The sequence below is a fragment of the Rahnella perminowiae genome, assembly GCF_019049695.1.
Lineage (GTDB): Bacteria > Pseudomonadota > Gammaproteobacteria > Enterobacterales > Enterobacteriaceae > Rahnella > Rahnella perminowiae.
This window is the reverse complement of sequence record NZ_JAFMOT010000186.1, coordinates 67,878-87,367: the sequence shown is the minus strand read 5'-3', so window position 1 is coordinate 87,367 and position 19,490 is coordinate 67,878. Positions and strand designations below refer to the sequence as shown.

The 19,490-nt window shown below is 52.9% G+C and carries 16 protein-coding genes; 9 read left to right on the top strand and 7 right to left on the bottom strand.

The features are described from left to right. Positions 1–3: 3 nt before the first annotated feature. Positions 4–2,451, top strand: a complete 2,448-nt coding sequence (glgP, locus tag J1781_RS20860) for a glycogen phosphorylase (RefSeq protein ID WP_129953839.1) — start codon at positions 4–6, stop codon at positions 2,449–2,451. 60 nt (positions 2,452–2,511) lie between these two features. On the opposite strand, the gene glpD is transcribed toward glgP, so the two are convergent. The 7 genes from glpD to ulaG form a co-directional block, all read right to left on the bottom strand. Beyond that, a complete protein-coding gene (glpD, locus tag J1781_RS20855; protein ID WP_129953838.1) occupies positions 2,512–4,023 on the bottom strand; it encodes a glycerol-3-phosphate dehydrogenase in 1,512 nt (503 codons plus the stop codon). A gap of 277 nt (positions 4,024–4,300) precedes the next feature. Beyond that, the gene (locus tag J1781_RS20850) at positions 4,301–5,059 is read right to left on the bottom strand and encodes a DeoR/GlpR family transcriptional regulator (protein WP_013573556.1); all 759 of its coding nucleotides are present in this window, start codon (positions 5,057–5,059) and stop codon (positions 4,301–4,303) included. A 9-nt stretch (positions 5,060–5,068) separates the two neighbouring features. Further along, positions 5,069–5,902: a rhomboid family intramembrane serine protease GlpG gene (glpG, locus tag J1781_RS20845; protein WP_129953837.1), complete on the bottom strand. Its 834-nt coding sequence runs from the start codon at positions 5,900–5,902 to the stop codon at positions 5,069–5,071. Positions 5,903–6,121: 219 nt separating this feature from the next. Continuing rightward, complete coding sequence (locus J1781_RS20840; protein WP_129953836.1) at positions 6,122–7,312, bottom strand: trans-sulfuration enzyme family protein; 1,191 nt, start codon at positions 7,310–7,312, stop codon at positions 6,122–6,124. A gap of 142 nt (positions 7,313–7,454) precedes the next feature. Next, a complete protein-coding gene (gene glpE, locus J1781_RS20835; protein ID WP_129953835.1) occupies positions 7,455–7,775 on the bottom strand; it encodes a thiosulfate sulfurtransferase GlpE in 321 nt (106 codons plus the stop codon). 83 nt (positions 7,776–7,858) lie between these two features. Next, the gene (gene ulaR, locus J1781_RS20830; RefSeq protein ID WP_129953834.1) at positions 7,859–8,614 is read right to left on the bottom strand and encodes an HTH-type transcriptional regulator UlaR; all 756 of its coding nucleotides are present in this window, start codon (positions 8,612–8,614) and stop codon (positions 7,859–7,861) included. Positions 8,615–8,728: 114 nt separating this feature from the next. Continuing rightward, on the bottom strand, positions 8,729–9,793 hold the full coding sequence (ulaG, locus tag J1781_RS20825) for an L-ascorbate 6-phosphate lactonase (RefSeq protein WP_129991475.1): 1,065 nt from the start codon (positions 9,791–9,793) through the stop codon (positions 8,729–8,731). Between the two features lie 415 nt (positions 9,794–10,208). Between ulaG and ulaA the strand changes: the two genes are divergently transcribed. The 8 genes from ulaA to malQ all read left to right on the top strand — a co-directional run bounded on the left by ulaA (position 10,209) and on the right by malQ (position 19,411). Then, complete coding sequence (gene ulaA / locus J1781_RS20820) at positions 10,209–11,612, top strand: PTS ascorbate-specific subunit IIBC (protein WP_217138475.1); 1,404 nt, start codon at positions 10,209–10,211, stop codon at positions 11,610–11,612. A gap of 28 nt (positions 11,613–11,640) precedes the next feature. Next, entirely contained in the window at positions 11,641–11,949 is a 309-nt protein-coding gene (gene ulaB, locus J1781_RS20815) for a PTS ascorbate transporter subunit IIB (RefSeq protein WP_129953831.1), read from the top strand. 10 nt (positions 11,950–11,959) lie between these two features. Continuing rightward, positions 11,960–12,430: a PTS ascorbate transporter subunit IIA gene (ulaC, locus tag J1781_RS20810; RefSeq protein ID WP_129953830.1), complete on the top strand. Its 471-nt coding sequence runs from the start codon at positions 11,960–11,962 to the stop codon at positions 12,428–12,430. 25 nt (positions 12,431–12,455) lie between these two features. Beyond that, entirely contained in the window at positions 12,456–13,112 is a 657-nt protein-coding gene (locus J1781_RS20805; protein WP_129953829.1) for a 3-keto-L-gulonate-6-phosphate decarboxylase UlaD, read from the top strand. 10 nt (positions 13,113–13,122) lie between these two features. Next, complete coding sequence (locus tag J1781_RS20800; protein WP_217234137.1) at positions 13,123–13,983, top strand: L-ribulose-5-phosphate 3-epimerase; 861 nt, start codon at positions 13,123–13,125, stop codon at positions 13,981–13,983. Continuing rightward, on the top strand, positions 13,980–14,669 hold the full coding sequence (locus tag J1781_RS20795) for an L-ribulose-5-phosphate 4-epimerase (RefSeq protein ID WP_129991473.1): 690 nt from the start codon (positions 13,980–13,982) through the stop codon (positions 14,667–14,669). Before J1781_RS20800 ends, J1781_RS20795 begins: the two co-directional genes overlap by 4 nt. 243 nt (positions 14,670–14,912) lie before the next feature. After that, a complete protein-coding gene (malP, locus tag J1781_RS20790) occupies positions 14,913–17,327 on the top strand; it encodes a maltodextrin phosphorylase (protein ID WP_217221027.1) in 2,415 nt (804 codons plus the stop codon). An 8-nt stretch (positions 17,328–17,335) separates the two neighbouring features. Further along, entirely contained in the window at positions 17,336–19,411 is a 2,076-nt protein-coding gene (gene malQ, locus J1781_RS20785; RefSeq protein WP_217234136.1) for a 4-alpha-glucanotransferase, read from the top strand. Positions 19,412–19,490: the final 79 nt, after the last annotated feature.

Genomic DNA, 19,490 nt, shown 5'->3' with positions numbered 1-19,490 from the left:
GTTATGACTTCACCGTTTAATTACAACTCACCGACAGTCAGTGTCGAAGCGCTTAAGCATTCTATTGCCTATAAACTGATGTTTATCATCGGCAAAGATCCGTCTATTGCGACACAACACGACTGGCTGAACGCCACATTGTTTGCGGTGCGCGACCGTATGGTGGAACGCTGGTTGCGTTCTAACCGGGCGCAAACCTCACAGGACGTACGACAGGTTTATTACCTGTCGATGGAGTTTCTGATTGGACGGACGCTTTCCAATGCGCTGCTGGCGATGGGCATTTACGATGACCTGAAAAACGCGCTTGATGAAATGGGCTTTGATCTGGAAGAACTGATCGGGGAAGAAAATGATCCCGGTTTAGGTAACGGCGGCCTCGGGCGGCTGGCGGCCTGTTTCCTTGATTCACTGGCAACGCTGGCGCTGCCGGGGCGTGGTTACGGCATCCGTTATGAATATGGTATGTTCGCGCAAAGCATCATCAACGGTGAGCAAAAAGAAGCGCCGGATTACTGGCTGGAATACGGTAATCCGTGGGAGTTCCAGCGTTATAACACCCGTTATAAAGTGCGTTTCGGCGGACGTGTGCAACATGAAGGCATCAAAACCCGCTGGCTGGAAACGGAAGAAGTCATTGCCTGCGCCTATGACCAGGTCATTCCCGGCTACGATACCGACGCCACCAACACGCTGCGCTTGTGGGGCGCGCAGGCCAGTAATGAAATCAATCTGGGTAAATTCAATCAGGGTGATTATTTCGCGGCGGTGGAAGACAAAAACCACTCTGAGAACGTATCCCGCGTGTTGTATCCCGATGACTCGACCTACTCCGGTCGCGAGTTGCGCTTGCGGCAGGAGTATTTCCTGGTGTCGGCAACCGTGCAGGATATCCTCAACCGGCATTACACCACGCACCATACTTACGACAATCTGGCCGATAAAATCGCCATTCACCTCAATGACACGCATCCGGTGCTGTCGATCCCTGAGCTGATGCGTCTGCTCATCGATGAGCATAAATTCGAGTGGAAAGCCGCGTGGGAAACTGTGTGTCACGTTTTCTCTTACACCAATCACACGCTGATGAGTGAAGCTCTGGAAACCTGGCCGGTAGACATGATCGGTAAGATCCTGCCACGTCATCTGGAGATTATTTTCCAGATTAACGATCACTTCCTGAAAGAAGTGGCGGAAAAGATCCCCAATGATAATGGCCTGCTCTCACGGGTCTCGATTATCGATGAAGGCAACGGTCGTAAAGTGCGGATGGCGTGGCTTGCTGTGATCGCCAGTCATAAAGTTAACGGTGTTTCCGAACTGCATTCCGAGCTGATGGTGCAATCGCTGTTCGCCGATTTCGCCCGTGTTTATCCTGACCGTTTTTGTAATAAAACCAATGGTGTCACGCCGCGCCGCTGGCTGGCGCTGGCCAATAAACCGCTGTCAGCGGTGATTGATGATGCTATCGGTAAGACCTGGCGTTCTGATCTGAGCCAGTTGGCGGAACTGGAGCAGAATCTGGATTATCCGAGCTTCCTGCAGGCAATCCGTAAGGCCAAGCTGGACAACAAAAAACGGCTGGCGCTGTATATAGCCCAGAAGCTGAACATCGTGGTTGATCCGAAAAGTCTTTTTGATGTGCAGATTAAGCGCATCCATGAATATAAACGTCAGCTGATGAACGTGTTGCATGTCATCACCCGCTATAACCGTATCCTCGAAGAACCGGACGCCGAATGGGTGCCACGCACGGTGATTTTTGCCGGTAAAGCGGCCTCGGCGTATTACGCAGCGAAGCAGATCATCCGGCTGATCAATGACGTGGCGGCGGTGATCAACAACGATCCGCGTGTGGCTAACAAACTCAAGATCGTTTTCATTCCGAACTACAGTGTCAGTCTGGCCCAGCTGATTATCCCGGCAGCCGATCTTTCCGAGCAAATCTCGCTGGCGGGCACTGAAGCATCCGGCACCAGTAACATGAAGTTTGCCCTTAACGGCGCACTGACGATAGGCACGCTGGACGGTGCCAATGTCGAAATGCTCGAACATGTGGGTGAGGAGAATATCTTTATCTTTGGCAACACCACGCCACAGGTCGAGGAATTACGCCGCAAGGGCTACAACCCGCATACCTATTTCGAGCAGGATGCCGAACTGCATCAGGTGCTGACGCAAATCGCCACTGGCGTCTTTAGTCCGGCCGAGCCGAAGCGTTACACCAATTTGTTCGATACGCTGGTCAACCTCGGTGATCACTATCAGGTACTGGCGGATTATCGCAGTTATGTCGATACGCAGGATAAAGTCGATGAGCTGTATAAACTGCCGGAGGAGTGGACGCGACGCACGTTACATAACATCGCCAATATGGGCTATTTCTCCTCGGACCGTACCATTCAGGAATACGCCGATGAGATCTGGAACATTAAGCCGGTGAAGTTGTAGAACGGGAATAAAGATGGGACTTTCAGCTCCTCCCCCTGCGAAGGGGGGGAGCTGATTAAATCAAGACGCCAGCGACAAATGTTTCTTCTGCTGTTTGTGTGTTTCCAGCCATTCAGCAACGCGTTGTTGCTGGGTTTTATCCAGCCACATGCCAAGTTTGGTGCGACGCCAGATGGCATCATCAAGCTGTGAAACCCACTCTTTTTCCACCAGATAACGCAGTTCCGCTTCGTAGAATCCGTGACCGAAATCTTCGCCCAGCGACGCCAGACTGGTTGCACCATTCAGCAGCAACTCTGTCTGACTGCCATAGGTGCGCGCATAACGGCGAGCCAGAGGTTCCGGTAACCATTTGAAACGGTTACGTAAATTAGCACTGTAAGTATCACGGTCACCATTGAGTTTCCCGCCAGGCAGTATTGCCGTTTTGGTCCACGCCGGGCCGGCTTTCGGATAGTACTTCACCAGTTTTTCCAGTGCGTGTTCCGCCAGTTTACGGTAGGTGGTCAGCTTGCCGCCAAATACAGAAAGCAGCGGCGCTTTGCCATCCTGATCGTGAACGTCGAGGGTATAATCACGGGTGACAGCCTGCGGTGAATCTGATTCGTCATCGCACAGCGGACGCACGCCGGAGTAGGTCCAGACAATGTCTTCTGTGGTCAGCTGTTTCTTAAAGTGATCGTTGTAAACTTTCAGCAGATAACCGATCTCTTTATCATCAATTTTTACTTCTTTCGGATCGCCGTGATATTCCACGTCGGTTGTCCCGATGATCGAGAATTCATCCATCCACGGGATCACAAACACAATGCGGTGATCTTCGTTTTGCAGAATGTAAGCCTGAGGCTGATTGTGCGCGCGCGGCACCACAATATGGCTACCTTTGATCAGACGGATGCCATAGGGTGATTTCAACTTCAGGCCGTCGTCGAAGAAATGTTTTACCCATGGACCGGTGGCGTTCACCAGACCTTTGGCGCGCCAGGTAAAGGTTTTGCCGGTATCGATCTCTTCGGCTTCCACCATCCACAGTCCGTCTTCACGCCAAGCACGGGTCACGCGGGTACGTGTGCGGACTTCGCCGCCACGCGCTTCCACTTCCTGGGCGTTGACGACCACTAAACGCGCGTCGTCAACCCAGCAGTCCGAGTATTCAAAACCTTTGGTCAGTTCTGGCTTCAGCACAGAATCACTGCCGAATTTCAGGCTTTTACTGGCCGGCAGGCTGGTACGTTTGCCCAGATGGTCGTACAGGAACAAACCGGCGCGGATCATCCAGGCCGGGCGCAGATGCGGCTGATGTGGCAAACGGAAACGCATCGGGAAAGCAATATGCGGTGCCATTTTCAACAACACTTCACGTTCGGCCAGCGCTTCGCTGACCAGACGGAATTCGTAATGTTCCAGATAGCGCAGGCCACCGTGGATCAGTTTAGAACTGGCCGAAGAGGTCGCGCAGGCCAAGTCTTGCGCTTCAAGCAGCAGAACAGACAGCCCGCGGCCAGCTGCATCTACTGCGATGCCGGTACCATTAATACCGCCACCAATTACGATCAAGTCTTTGGTTTCCACGTCATCTTCCTCCAGATGTTCGCAATAGCTCTTTTATGTTCGTTTTCGCTCATGATTGTAATCGAGAATCGACATACAAGCCAAGCGTTAACCAAATAAAAACAATTATGCGTGATGGAGGTAACATTTTTGTGGCGGTTTCGAGCAAAATGGTAAAGGGAGGACGAAACCGAACGCTGCTACGCGTGGAATTTTTCGAAATTGTTCGTTTTGGTCTGGCGGATGGGGGGGAAGAAAAGCAGGAGCGCCAGAGCGACGCTCCCTAAATCCAGGAAAATCAGCAGAGTTCGAGATGTACGTCGTACTTATCGATGATTTGCTTCACGCTGTCCGGCGGCTGTTTGTCGGTGAACAGATAATGGATCAGATCCATTTTGCCGAGGTTAACCATCGCATTGCGACCAAATTTGGAATGGTCGGTTACCAACATAACGCAGCGGGAGTTTTCGATAATGGCACGTTTGGTACGGGCTTCGTGATAGTCGAATTCGAGCAGTGAACCGTCCATATCAATGCCGCTGATGCCGAGAATGCCGTAATCAAGGCGGAACTGTGAGATGAAATCCAGCGTTGCTTCGCCCATGATACCGCCATCGCGGGCACGTACTTCGCCGCCTGCGAGGAATAAACGAAAATCCTCCTTGGCCGTCAGCAGTGTCGCAACGTTCAGATTATTGGTCACGATGCGCAGATTTTTATGGTTAAGCAGTGCATGTGCCACGGCTTCCGGCGTGGTACCGATATCAATAAACAGCGTTGAGCCATCAGGGATCTGGCTGGCGACGCGTTCGGCGATACGTGCTTTCGCTTCCGACCACATCACTTTACGGTCGTTGTATGCCGCATTCACTGAGCTGGACGGCAAGGCCGCGCCGCCATGGTGACGGTGAATTTTATTCTGTTCAGCCAAATCATTGAGATCACGGCGGATAGTCTGCGGGCTGACTGCAAAATGTTCCACCAGTTCTTCGGTACTGACATAGCCTTGCTGGCGAACTAAATCGATAATGGCATCATGGCGTTGTGTTTGTTTCACCCGAATCCCCTACTTACTTTTTTTGTTGCGCGGAGTGCGCGTATCAACAAATGCCATGACCAGGCCGAGACCCAGACCAAACGCATGGGCGGCATTCGACACGGCCGCGCCGCCGGTTGCATAACCAATGAACATGAAAATCAACGAAATGACCAGTAATCCGCCGGGGACGTACAGACGACTTTCCGGTTTCAGCTGGCCGGTCAGCCAGGCGTAACCCATCAGCGCGTAAACCACACCGGACAAACCACCGAACCACGAACCATTGACCATTGACTGGCCCCAGCCGCTGATCAGGGCTGAAATGAGAGTCACGGTAAACAGTTTGCCGCTGCCCAGATGCATCTCAATCTGGCTGGCGAGATACCACCACCAGGCCAGATTAATCAGCAGGGCAATAAAGGAGAAGTTCATCAGAGCCGGAGTGAACCAGCGCCATAACTGGAAAACGCGTGAACTGTCCGGCCAGGCCAGCCAGTTCATCACCAGTTCGTCGCCGACCATCTGTTGCAGGATAAACACTGCAAGACTCAGCACAATCATGCCAATCGTCAGGGGGCCGGCGCGGCTGCGCAGGGTTTTCAGAAAAGGTGTATGTGACATCCGCAAATTGGGCTGCGCCTTGCCGGTTTTCCAGCTGGCTTCCTGATAGCGCGGATGCAGTGGATCGCGCACAAACAGCGCCACCTGCTTTTCGGCTTCTTCCAGGCGGGATTCATCTTCCAGCCAGAGCTGCACTTCCTGACTTTCATGTTTCATCGTCAGCGTAAAACCCTGCGTTGCCATGTAATCGACAAAAGCCTGAGCGAGGCGGGGGTTGTTCAGATTAAGAATGCGCACCATAGCGTTAAGCGGTTTCCCTAATTGTTTGATTTGTTGCCGTCATTTTAGGGCAATACCTTATCTGCCAGCGTGGGGGATGTCGATTATAACGTCAGAAGGATAAAGGAGGGGAATTTAGGCATGCTGTGCGGTTATCTGCGAATAGAAAATTATAGTGATGTGATGAGGATCGAAGTCTTTTGCAACACCGCCGGATGACGGTGTTGCAAAATCAAGCCCTTAAAGCCCTTCAAGCGCCTGTTGCAGATCAGCAATCAGGTCTTCGGTGTCTTCGATACCGATGCTGATGCGCACCAGCCCGTCGGTGATACCGCTCTGACGGCGGACTTCCGGCGCGACGGCGCTGTGCGTGGTGGATGCCGGATGGCAGGCCAGCGAATCGGTGTCGCCGAGCGAGACCGCCTGCGTGATAATGCTCAGCTTATCAAGGAAAGTCCGTGCGGCGTTCAGCCCGCCTTTCAGCTCAATCGCCATGATGCCGCCAAACAGTTTCATCTGGCGTGAGGCGGTGGCGTGTCCCGGATGCTGTTTCAGCCCCGGATAGAACACGGTGTCTACCGCGCTGTGGCTGTCGAGGAATTCCGCCACCGCCTGTGCGCTCAGCGAACTGGCTTCGACGCGCAGCGGCAGTGTTTTCAGGCCGCGGATCAGCAAACTGGCTTCGAACGGGCTCAGGTTACCGCCAAATTGTTTCAGACTCAGGGTACGGATGGGCGTGATCAACGCCGCCGAACCGGCCACCACACCGCCGGTCGCATCGCCATGACCGCTGATGTATTTGGTCGCGGAATGCAGAACGATATCAATACCCAGCGCCAGCGGACGTGTCAGGTACGGCGTGGCGAAAGTGTTATCCGCCACACTGACCGCACCGGCCGCTTTGGAAAGACGCGCGATTTCTGCCAGATCGGCGATATCCAGCCCCGGATTAGCGGGAGTTTCCACCAGTACCACTTTGGTATTTTTGGTGAATGCGGCTTCCAGTTCATTCACATTCGCAACGTGAACCGGTTTGATACCATATCGCGGCAGCAAATTACGCACTACGCCTTCGGTACCGCCGTACAGCGTGCCGATATGAATGATTTCATCGCCGGGAACCAGCAGGGCAAACAGCGTGGCGCTGATCGCCGCCATGCCACTGGCACAGGCGACGGCGGTTTCTGCGCCTTCGAGCGCTGCCAGTTTTTGTTCGAAAACGGCCACGGTCGGATTGGCGAAACGGCTGTAAATATAGCCCGGTTCTTCACCGCTGAAACGGCGTGCGCCGCTGTCGAAATCCGGGTATGAAAATGCCGATGCGGCGGTGATTGGCGTGGCAATGGCGCCGGTCAGAGCATCGGGCTGCTGTCCACCATGAACGGCGAGCGTACGCAACCCTAAAGAACGTGAAGTGTTCAGATTTTTCATCTTGAAATCCTGTCGATAGTAGGCGGAAATTATATCAACACTGGAGAAATGTAGCTTTTTCGGCTTAAGAATATTTTCGGCGCAAACCCGATAGCCTGGTTATAAAGACTATAGCTTGCGCCAGGGACAAATAAAGAGAGGATCAGACTTCAATATCTTGCGGGAAAGTTTTTGACCAGGCTTCGAAACCGCCGTCAACGCTGTAGACCGATTCGAAACCCTGAGAGATCAGAAACTGTGCGGCACCGCGGCTGCTGATACCGTGATAGCACATCACCAGCACCGGTGTTTTGGCATCGGTCTGCTGAATAAATTCAGGCAGGCTGTCGTTACTCAGATGCCAGGCACCCGGTGCATGTGCTGCGCCGAAGCTTTGCGGGTCGCGGATATCGACCATCACCGCTTCGCCAGCTGTCAGGCGGTTACGGGCTTGTTCTACGCTGATTGCTTCAAATTGTTCCATTCTGGTCGTGCCTCATAAAAGGTGATGCCCACATTCTACCCAATAATGGCACAACTAAGACCAGACAAAGAGAAGGGATAAAGTTAAACCAGGATCACTTTCACGCCTTTTTGGCGTAACTGTCCGATGATTTCATCATTCGCTTCTTTGCCGGTGATCAGCACATCAATTTGTTCGGTGCGGCTGAACAACATGCCTGCACGTTGACCGATTTTGCTGCTGTCGACCAGCACCGCCAGATTTCCCACATAATTGAGCATCTTCTGTTCGGCCATTGCGGTAAGCATATCAGTTTTGTACAGGCCGTCGGGGGTCAGCCCGGCACCGCTGGTAAACATCCAGTGCCCCGCATACAGACTGGCGTCGCCGTCCTGAGGTGCCAGCGTAATGGACTGACTTTTATTGTACTGCCCCCCCATGATCACCACGCTGTCGTGCTCCTGCTCAATCAGGTAATTAGCCAGCGGCAGATAATTAGTGATGACCTGAATGTCTTTTCCGCACATTTCACGGCCCAGCAGAAATGCCGTCGAACCGCAGTTAATCACCACGCTTTCACCCGGCAGGCACAGTTCGGCTGCTGCTTTAGCGATACGCATTTTCTCGTTGAGATTGTGCGTCTGGTGAATATTCAGCGGTGTCCAGTTCTGACGTGGCTGATTAACGGCTTCCGCGCCGTTGCGCACTTTACGCAACTTCCCCAGTTCATTGAGCTTGGTAATGTCACGACGCGCCGTGGCCGGTGAAATATCAAATTGATCAATCACATCGGCAACGGAAATCTGCCCCTGGCGTTGTAGCAGATCGAGAATGGCATTGTGGCGTTGTGGCTCAGTCATGGTGGCTCCGCAGGTAAATAGGTGATTACCGCGTGATTATAAACGAGCAGTAATGGCAATTACATTGTTAATAAAAAGGCGGAGTCTGTTGCCTCCGCCTTTTAGAAAGATGTCTTACAGGAAGGATTTGAACGGTAAATCCGTGTCTGTGCTAAAGCAGTCGTCAAAACCACGCGGGTAATGATATTCGAAATTATCTTTATCATCCGGATAGGTGAATTTGCCGCCTACCTGCCAGATAAAGGGCTTGAAGCCGTATTTCAGACGGTCTTTTTTCATCTCCCACAGCACACGTATTTCCTGGGGATCGGCCTGGAAATTAGACCAGATATCATGATGGAACGGGATCACCACTTTGGTTCTCAGTGATTCCGCCATACGCAGCATATCGACGCTGGTCATTTTGTCGGTCACGCCGCGCGGGTTCTCGCCGTACGAGCCGAGTGCCACGTCAATCTGGTACTCATTGCCGTGTTTGGCATAGTAGTTGGAATAGTGCGAGTCGCCGCTGTGATACAGGTTTCCGCCCGGCGTTTTGAACAGATAATTCACTGCACGCTGATCCATCATATCGGGTAATACGCCCGCAGCTTTCTGGCCGGCGGGCAGGGTGATCAGCACCGTGCGGTCAAAAGAATCCAGCGCGTGGATTTCCACATCTTTGATTCTCACCACTTTGCCCGGCGTCATCACGATGCACCGGTTTGCCGGTACACCCCAGCTCATCCACAAGTCCACGCAGGTTTGCGGGCCGATAAAGGGCACGTCGGCAGAACAATTTTGCATGACGGCAGCGGCGACGTTCACATCAATATGATCATTGTGATCGTGAGTGGATAACACTGCGTCGATCTCCCTGATCGCAAAGGGATCGAGCACAAACGGCGTGGTGCGCAGATTCGGCTGTAGCTTCTTCACACCGGCCATGCGCTGCATCTGGTGGCCGGTTTTCATCAGCGGGCTGCTGTGATTTTGCTTGCCGACGCCGCACCAGAAATCGACACAAATATTCGCACCGCCCTCTGATTTCAGCCAGACCCCCGTGCAGCCCAGCCACCACATGGCAAACGTGCCCGGCGCGACCTTTTCCTGCTCGATTTCTTCGTTTAACCAGGTGCCCCATTCCGGAAAGGTACTGAGGATCCAGGACTCGCGGCTGATCGTTTCTACTTTGCTCATAATATTTCCTCATTTGAATTTGCTTTGAAAATAGAATCACAATAAATCATTTAATGATTAAATGTGATTTATTTGTGCGGAAGTTATCATTGAAAATTCATTGTGACAATGATTTTAAAGCGGGTTTTTCCACGGCAAGAAATGCCTGCCAGCAGGGGGAGTGACCGGATCTAGGGTATGATGAGATGTTTTTTATAGAGTTATATAACTGAAATATCGAATAAATATAAAGTTTAGGATGCAGAAATAAATTCGTGCTCATGAGGATATCTTGCGAGACTGCTCACAAATAATCATTATGAATCTTTATCTGATTCGATGTGAGCATTAAAGTGCGTCTGTCCCTCACTTTTTAGCGCGAAGTTTGATGTGTGAGCGCGTTGAAGAGATCAAACAAGGTCAGACGGAGAGTCTTATGGAATTCCTCTACACCATCTTCACCGTATTTTTTAATCAGGTAATGACCAACGCGCCGCTGCTGTTGGGTATTGTGACCATGCTCGGTTACATCCTGCTCAGAAAGAGCGCCACGGTGATCATCAAGGGCACGATCAAGACCATCATCGGCTTCATGTTGCTACAGGCAGGTTCCGGCATTCTCACGGGGACGTTCAAACCGGTGGTGGCGAAACTTTCAGAAGTGTATGGCATTAATGGTGCCATTTCAGACACCTACGCTTCAATGATGGCAACAGTCGAACGCATGGGTGAGGCTTACAGCTGGGTCGGATATGCGGTGCTGATCGCCCTTGCACTGAATATCCTGATGGTGATATTCCGCCGTATCACCGGCATCCGCACCATCATGCTCACCGGGCACATCATGTTCCAGCAGGCGGGGCTGATTGCGGTGTTCTTCTTCATCATGGGCTATCCGATGTGGACGACCATCTGGTCAACGGCCGTTCTGGTGTCGCTCTACTGGGGCATCACCTCAAACATGATGTACAAACCGACGCAGGCGGTGACTGAAAACAGCGGTTTCTCGATAGGTCATCAGCAGCAATTTGCGTCGTGGATAGCCTATAAAATCGCGCCATATCTCGGTAAAAAAGAAGACAGCGTGGAAGACCTCAAATTGCCCGGCTGGCTGAATATCTTCCATGACAATATCGTCTCCACCGCCATCGTGATGACGGTGTTCTTTGGCATCATCCTGTGTTCCTTCGGCCTCGACACCCTGCAGCAAATGGCCGGAAAAACTCACTGGACCATCTACATTCTGCAAACCGGTCTGATGTTTGCGGTGGCGATTTTCATCATCATTCAGGGCGTGCGGATGTTCGTCGCTGAACTGACCGAAGCCTTTAACGGCATCTCTCAACGCTTAATTCCCGGTGCCGTTCTGGCCATCGACTGTGCGGCCATCTACAGCTTTGCACCGAACGCCGTGGTCTGGGGCTTTATGTGGGGCACTATCGGCCAGCTGATTGCCGTCGGCATTCTGTTCGGCATGGGCTCTTCGATCATGATTATTCCCGGCTTTATCCCGATGTTCTTCTCCAACGCCACTATCGGCGTATTTGCCAACCACTTCGGCGGCTGGCGCGCAGCGCTGAAAATCTGTCTGGTGATGGGAATGATCGAAATTTTCGGCTGTGTATGGGCCATTAAACTCACCGGCCTGAGTGCCTGGATGGGCATGGCCGACTGGTCGATTCTGGCACCGCCAATGATGCAGGGCTTTTTCAGTATCGGCATTGCTTTTATGGGCATTATCGCGGTGATCGCACTGCTGTATATGTTTTTTGCCGGTCGCGCACTGCGCGCTGAAGAAGACGCGGAAAAACAAACCCTTAATCAATCCACTTCTCACTAATGACTTCTCACAAACCAATGAGGTTCCCATGACAGTACGAATTCTGGCGGTATGCGGTTGCGGGCAAGGCAGTTCGATGATCATGAAGATGAAAATCGGTCAGTTCCTGACACAGGAGGGTGTGGACCACACCATGAACAGTTGCGCAGTGGGTGAATACAAATCAGAGCTGGGCAGTGCGGACATTATCGTCGCGTCTACCCACGTGGCGGATGAAATTACTGTCAGCGGCAATAAATATGTGGTCGGTGTCCGCAATATGCTGTCGGCGGCGGACTTCGGCCCGAAAGTGATGGCCGTCATCAACGCTCATTTTTCTGCTGATCTGAGAAAATAAGGAACATGCCATGAAACTGAGAGATTCACTGGCTGAAAATAACTCGATTTGCCTGAATGCTGAGGCAGAAACCTGGCAGGACGCGGTGAAAATTGGCGTCGATATGCTGGTCGTCGCGGGTGTGGTTGAGCCGCGTTATTACCAGGCGATTCTGGATGGTGTCGGACGTTTCGGACCGTATTTCGTGATCGCGCCCGGGCTTGCCATGCCACATGGTCGCCCGGAAGAAGGTGTGATTAAAACTGGCTTTGCGCTGGTGACACTGAAAAAACCGCTGGTGTTCAACCACGAAGATAACGATCCGGTGGATATTCTTATCACTCTGGCCGCAGTGGATGCCAACGCACATCAGGAGATTGGCATCATGCAGGTGGTAAACCTTTTTGATGATGAAGCCAATTTTGACCGCCTGCGCGCCTGTACCACCGCGCAACAGGTACTGGATTTGATCGACCTGACCTCCGCCACGGCGGTTCACTAATTCATTAGCAGAGAAGGAATTCATTATGTCTCATTCATTACCTATGTTGCAGGTGGCGCTGGATAACCAGTCAATGGACGACGCTTACAAGACCACGCGTCTGATCGCCGGTGAAGTCGACATCATCGAAGTCGGTACTATTTTGTGCGTCGCCGAAGGTGTGCGTGCGGTACGCGACCTTAAGGCTTTGTATCCGGAAAAAATTGTGCTGGCCGATGCCAAAATCGCGGATGCAGGAAAAATTCTCTCGCGGATGTGCTTCGAAGCTAATGCTGACTGGGTGACGGTCATTTGTTGTGCTGACATCAACACCACCAAAGGTGCGCTGGAAGTGGCGAAAGAATTCAACGGCGACGTGCAGATTGAACTGACCGGTTACTGGACGTGGGAGCAGGCGCAGGAATGGCGTGACGCAGGCATTCAGCAGGTGGTTTATCACCGCAGCCGCGACGCGCAGGCCGCCGGTGTGGCCTGGAGCGATGCTGATATCACGGCGATTAAACATCTTTCTGCCATGGGTTTCAAAGTGACCATTACCGGAGGACTGGCACTGGAAGATTTGCCGCTGTTTAAAGACATTCCTGTGCACGTCTTTATCGCCGGTCGCAGCATCCGCGACGCCAAAGATCCGGTTGATGCAGCACGTCAGTTTAAAAAATCCATTCGCCAGCTCTGGGGCTAAGGAACACCGCATGATGCATAAAGCCGTTCCGCTCGGTATCTATGAAAAAGCCTTGCCTGCGGGCGAAGACTGGCTGATGCGCCTGACACTGGCGAAAGAACTGGGCTTCGATTTCGTTGAAATGTCGGTGGATGAAACCGACAACCGGCTGGCACGGCTTGACTGGTCACGCGGGCAACGTTTGCGGGTGGTGGAGGCAATATCGCATACCGGCATCCGCATTCCGTCGATGTGCCTGAGCGCACACCGACGCTTTCCGCTTGGTGCCGAAGACGATGAAACCCGCAATCAGGGCCTGGAAATCATGCGCAAGGCTATCGTGCTGGCGCAGGATTTAGGCATCCGCGTGATCCAGCTTGCCGGTTATGACGTGTATTACCAGCAGGCTAATGAAAATACCCGTGAACGTTTTCGCGATGGCTTACAGACATCGGTTGAAATGGCCAGCCGTGCGCAGGTCACGCTGGCGATGGAAATCATGGATTATCCGCTGATGAATTCGATCAGCAAAGCGCTCGGCTACACACATTATCTGAACAATCCGTGGTTTCAGCTTTACCCTGATATCGGCAACTTGTCGGCATGGGATAACGACGTGCAGATGGAACTGGCAAGTGGCGCGGGGCATATCGTTGCCGTGCATATTAAAGACACGCAGCCCGGCATATTTAAAAACGTACCCTTCGGCAGCGGTGTGGTGGAGTTCGAACGCTGCTTTGCGACGTTGAAAAAAAGCGGTTATCGCGGGCCGTATCTTATCGAAATGTGGAGTGAAACCGCTGCCGATCCGATACAGGAAGTGCGCAACGCCCGCGCCTGGGTGATCGATAAAATGCAAAAAGCCGGGCTGAACATGGAGGACACCTTATGACGGATGCCCTGAAACAACGCGTGTTTGAAGCCAATATGGCGCTACCGGCTTTTGGCCTCGTAACATTTACCTGGGGCAACGTCAGCGGTATCGACCGCGAACGCGGCCTGGTTGCCATTAAACCGAGCGGTGTGGAATATGAGAAAATGCAGGCCCGTGACATGGTGGTGCTGAACCTGCAAGGTGGCATCGTGGAAGGGCATTACAAACCGTCTTCAGATACCGCAACGCATCTTGAGCTGTACGCCCGTTTTCCGCAGCTGGGCGGTATTGTGCATACTCATTCGACCTATGCGACGTCATGGGCGCAGGCCGGGATCGCCATCCCGCCGCTCGGCACCACGCACGCGGATTATTTTGCCGGTGCCGTTCCGTGCACACGACCATTGTCGCGTCAGGAGGTCGGCGGAGAGTATGAACTGGAAACCGGTAAGGTGATCGCCGCGTCGCTGACCGGCACCGATCCGCTGCATATGCCGGGCATCCTGGTTGCCCAGCATGGTCCGTTCTGCTGGGGCACTACGCCGGAGCAGGCGGTACATAACGCTGTGGTGCTGGAAGAAGTGGCTAAAATGGCGTGGATCACCGGTACAATCCGGCGCGACCTATTGCCGATGGATGATTATTTATTGCACAAGCACTTCAGCCGTAAACACGGGCCGGATGCGTATTACGGGCAGAAATAATAGCTATTGAGAGGCCATTAAAACTCCACTTCAACTCCCTCTTCGCAGGGGAGGCAGGGATGGGGTATTAATGGTATCTCCGTCACCCCTTCGACATGATTTCATGCATTTTTTCCCTCTCCCGCAGTGAGCATTTTTCCAGCATAGGGTTTATACATAGATATTGGGATCACGCTTTTTACTGCAATCAGGCTTTTTCTCACGGAAGTATTCCGTCCCCTCAGACAGAAAAGAGACTGCCCTATGTCGAAGATCACGTTCAAGCAAGATGTTTTTTTGTCAGCACTCACCCGCCAGTGGCAAGCGTTCGGACTTACTTCAGCTTCTGATATGACCCGTCACCAGTGGTGGCATGCCGTCAGTGCCGCCGTTGCTGAGCAACTTCCCCCGCAAAGCGAGCCGGTCAGCAGTAAGAATAAAAAAATCACCCGCCACGTTAACTATATTTCGATGGAATTTCTGGTCGGCCGTCTGACCGGCAATAACCTGATTAATCTCGGCTGGTATGAAAAAATTGCCACTGTGCTGGAATCTTTTGATATCAACCTGACCGATCTGCTGGAAGAAGAAATCGACCCGGCACTGGGAAATGGCGGGCTGGGGCGGCTGGCGGCCTGTTATCTCGATGCAATGGCATCGGTCGGGCAACCTGGTATCGGTTACGGCCTGAATTATCAGTACGGTTTATTCCGCCAGCGTTTTGTCGATGGTAAACAGAAAGAATCACCGGACGACTGGCATCGCAGCGAATATCCGTGGTTCCGCCATAATAGCTCGCTGGCGGTAAATGTCGGTATTGGCGGTAAAATTGTAAAGAATGAGCAGGGCGTTTCACGCTGGGAACCGGAATTTACCCTGCGCGGTGAAGCCTGGGATTTGCCGGTAATGGGTTATCGCAACGGCATCACGCAACCGTTGCGCTTGTGGGAAGCCACGCATCCTCATCCGTTTGATCTCGAAAAGTTTAATGACGGCGAGTTTCTGAAAGCCGAACAACAGGGTATCGATGCCGCCAAACTCACCAAAGTCCTGTATCCGAACGACAACCATCAGGCCGGTAAACGTCTGCGACTGATGCAGCAGTATTTCCAGTGTGCCTGCTCGGTGGCCGATATCCTGCGGCGTCACCATTTCCTGGGTCGTAAAATCAGCGAGTTGCCAGATTATGAAGTTATCCAGCTCAACGATACACATCCGACTATCGCCATTCCTGAAATGCTGCGCGTACTGATCGATGAACATCAGCTGAGCTGGAATGACGCGTGGCGTATCACCAGCCGTACCTTCGCATATACCAACCATACGCTGATGCCGGAAGCGCTGGAAACCTGGGACGAGCGTCTGGTGCGCGGTCTGCTGCCGCGTCATTTTCAGATTATCAAACAGATTAATGCTGACTTTAAGAAACGGGTCAGCAAACAATGGCCCGGCGACGAGGCGGTCTGGGCGAAGCTTGCTGTCCATCATGACAAACAGGTGCGTATGGCGAATCTGTGCGTGGTTGCCGGATTTGCCGTAAACGGTGTTGCGGCGCTGCATTCAGATCTGGTGGTTAAAGATCTGTTCCCGGAATATTACCAGTTGTGGCCGGAAAAGTTCCATAACGTGACCAACGGCATCACGCCACGCCGCTGGCTGAAACAGTGTAATCCGGCGCTGTCGGCGCTGATTGATGAACGGCTGAAAACCGACAGTTGGGTCAACAATCTTGACCTGCTGAAAGGTCTGGAAGACGGCGTCAAAGACAAAAAATTCTGCAAACAGTACCGCAAAATTAAGCACGATAACAAAGTGCGGCTGGCGGAATATGTCTGGCAGCGCATGGGCATCAGGCTTAATCCCGAGGCGATTTTCGATGTGCAGATTAAACGTCTGCACGAATACAAACGTCAGCATCTCAATCTGTTGCACATTCTTTCGCTGTATCGCCAGTTACGCGATAACCCTAAGCTGGATATCGTGCCGCGCGTTTTTCTGTTTGGTGCGAAGGCTGCGCCCGGATATTACCTCGCAAAAAACATTATCTATGCGATCAATCAGGTGGCGGAGAAGATCAACAATGATCCGATCGTCGCCGATCGTCTTAAAGTGGTGTTCATTCCCGATTATTGTGTCTCAGTGGCAGAACTGATGATCCCGGCGGCGGATGTGTCGGAACAGATTTCAACTGCCGGTAAGGAAGCCTCCGGCACCGGCAACATGAAACTGGCGCTGAATGGTGCGCTGACTATCGGTACGCTCGACGGCGCAAACGTCGAGATTGCCGAACAGGTCGGTGAGGATAATATTTTTATCTTTGGTCTGACGGTCGATGAAGTGAAAGCGCAGCTGAAAAAAGGCTATAAGCCGAAAGCGTGGGTCAAAAAGGACAAACATCTCAAATCGATTCTCGATGAGCTTGCCAGCGGCTTTTATGCCAATGGTGACAAAAAAGCCTTCGATCTGATGCTGAACAGTCTGCTCGATGGCGGTGATCCGTATCTGGTGCTGGCGGATTTTGCCGCGTATTGCGAGGCACAAAAAGAAGTGGATACGCTTTACCGTAATGCCGATGAATGGACACGCCGTACGTTGCTCAACACGGCCCGCGTAGGTATGTTCAGCGCCGACCGCTCCGTCCGCGATTACCAGCAACGCATCTGGCAGGCTAAAAGATAGGAGCCGATATGGAGAATAAGCAACTTGCTGAGGCCGCGCGCCGGGCAGGCATTGTAGACAGTTTCATTAATATGACGGATGACGTGGAAATAGTGTCCGATGACACGCGTGTCGCCTTGCTGGCCGCTATGGGGCGTGATCCGGCTTATGTGCCGGAGGTTACACCTGTGCCGCCCGTTAAAGTATTTACGCAAGGCAAAAAAGTGCTGGTGACACCGGCAGTCAGTGGTGTATTTAGCTGGCAACTGACGCAGGAAAATGACAGCCAGACACAGGGTGAGATCGCCGCAGGCAAGGCGCTGGATCTCGGTGTGTTGCTGCCTGCCGGCTATCACCTGCTGACGTTATCGCAAAACGGCAACGTCTGGCCCTGCCGGATAATCGTTGTGCCGCCGCGCTGTTATGAGCCTGAAGCATTGCTGGCAGGAAAAAAACTGTGGGGCGCGACCGTTCAGCTTTACACGTTGCGCTCGGAGAATAACTGGGGCGTCGGCGATTTTGGTGACCTGAAAAAAATGGTCGAAGAAGTCGGCCAGCGCGGCGGGGCATTCGTCGGACTGAATCCGATACACGCGCTCTACCCGGCGAATCCACAAAGTGCCAGCCCGTACAGTCCCTCGTCCCGCCGCTGGCTGAATCTGACCTATATCGATGTCAGTGCCGTGGAGGAATTTACCAGCAGCAGCGAGGCACAAACCTGGTGGCATTCTATTGAGACGCGTGATGCGTTATTGCAGGTGCGCAGCGCCGGGTTTGTTGATTATCCGCGGGTGATGGAACTGAAACTGGCGGCGCTGAAACTGGCATGGCGGCTGTTTTGCGGGCTGCCGGAAAACAGTACGCGTAAGCAGGATTTCCGTCAGTTCGTGGCGCAAGGCGGTGACAGTCTGCGGCAACAAGCACTGTTCGATGCATTGCATGTGCATCTGCGCGATCAGGGGCTGGGCGAGTGGGGATGGCCGGTGTGGCCGGATGCCTATCGCGATGCGAAAAGTGCAGACGTACATGAATTCAGTGAGCGTTACGCCGGTGAAATTGCGTTTTATCAGTGGCAGCAATGGCTGGCGCATACGCAGCTGTCTGAATGTTATCAGCGCAGCGTGGAGCTGGGGATGCCCGTTGGTTTATACCGCGATCTGGCGGTGGGCGTGGCGCAAGGCGGTGCGGAAACCTGGTCCGATCCGGCGCTGTATTGTCTGAATGCCACAGTCGGCGCGCCGCCCGATATTCTCGGACCTCAGGGGCAAAACTGGGGGCTTCCACCCATTGATCCACACGAAATGAAAGCCCGTGCCTATCAGCCGTTTATTGATTTGCTACGGGCAAATATGGCGGAATGCGGCGCATTGCGTATCGATCATGTCATGGGGTTGCTGCGTTTGTGGTGGATACCTGCTGACCAGGACGCGGGCAGCGGTGCCTATGTCCGTTACCCGCTGGAGGATTTACTCGGCGTACTGGCTTTGGAAAGCCAGCGGCATCGGTGCATGGTGATTGGTGAAGATCTGGGCACCGTGCCGAAAGAAATCCTCGCCAGTCTGCGTGACAGCGGCGTGTATTCCTACAAAGTGTTGTATTTCGAACACGATAAAAACTTCCGGTACCACCCGCCGGAAGACTATGTTTCGCAAGCGATGGCGACCGTGACCACGCATGACTTACCCACGTTGCGGGGCTACTGGGAAGGCGGTGATTTAACACTGGGCGCATCTCTGGGGATATACCCGGATCCGCACGTGCTGGAAAAACTGCGCGGGGAGCGCGAACGTAGCAAGCAGGGGCTTCTTAATGCGCTGCATCTGAAACAATGTGTACCGAAATCGACCAGCCGCAGTGCTGAAAATATGCCAATGACACCGCTGCTCAACCGGGGTTTACAACGTTATCTGGCGGGCAGTGCCAGCGCATTACTGGGCCTGCAACCGGAAGACTGGCTGGACATGTCCACACCAGTGAACGTGCCGGGCACCAATACCGAATACCCCAACTGGCGGCGCAAGTTGTCGCGGACGCTGGAGGAAATGTTTGGCGATGAGCATATTGATGCGCTGCTGAGTGATTTGAACCAGCGAAGAAAAGTATAAGCCCTGTTTCTGGCACAAAAAGGGTCTGGATTTCCTCAGGCCCGATGTGATTAATTTTATGTTGTCGCTTTGCGGGATT

Bases quoted from the DNA above. Each gene is read 5' to 3' on its own strand.
- glpE (WP_129953835.1), bottom strand. From the start codon at position 7,775: ATGGAACAATTTGAAGCAATCAGCGTAGAACAAGCCCGTAACCGCCTG.
- glgP (WP_129953839.1), top strand. From the start codon at position 4: ATGACTTCACCGTTTAATTACAACTCACCGACAGTCAGTGTCGAAGCG.
- J1781_RS20805 (WP_129953829.1), top strand. From the start codon at position 12,456: ATGTCTCATTCATTACCTATGTTGCAGGTGGCGCTGGATAACCAGTCA.
- glpG (WP_129953837.1), bottom strand. From the start codon at position 5,902: ATGGTGCGCATTCTTAATCTGAACAACCCCCGCCTCGCTCAGGCTTTT.
- ulaG (WP_129991475.1), bottom strand. From the start codon at position 9,793: ATGAGCAAAGTAGAAACGATCAGCCGCGAGTCCTGGATCCTCAGTACC.
- ulaB (WP_129953831.1), top strand. From the start codon at position 11,641: ATGACAGTACGAATTCTGGCGGTATGCGGTTGCGGGCAAGGCAGTTCG.
- ulaC (WP_129953830.1), top strand. From the start codon at position 11,960: ATGAAACTGAGAGATTCACTGGCTGAAAATAACTCGATTTGCCTGAAT.
- malQ (WP_217234136.1), top strand. From the start codon at position 17,336: ATGGAGAATAAGCAACTTGCTGAGGCCGCGCGCCGGGCAGGCATTGTA.
- J1781_RS20800 (WP_217234137.1), top strand. From the start codon at position 13,123: ATGATGCATAAAGCCGTTCCGCTCGGTATCTATGAAAAAGCCTTGCCT.
- J1781_RS20795 (WP_129991473.1), top strand. From the start codon at position 13,980: ATGACGGATGCCCTGAAACAACGCGTGTTTGAAGCCAATATGGCGCTA.
- malP (WP_217221027.1), top strand. From the start codon at position 14,913: ATGTCGAAGATCACGTTCAAGCAAGATGTTTTTTTGTCAGCACTCACC.
- ulaA (WP_217138475.1), top strand. From the start codon at position 10,209: ATGGAATTCCTCTACACCATCTTCACCGTATTTTTTAATCAGGTAATG.
- J1781_RS20840 (WP_129953836.1), bottom strand. From the start codon at position 7,312: ATGAAAAATCTGAACACTTCACGTTCTTTAGGGTTGCGTACGCTCGCC.
- ulaR (WP_129953834.1), bottom strand. From the start codon at position 8,614: ATGACTGAGCCACAACGCCACAATGCCATTCTCGATCTGCTACAACGC.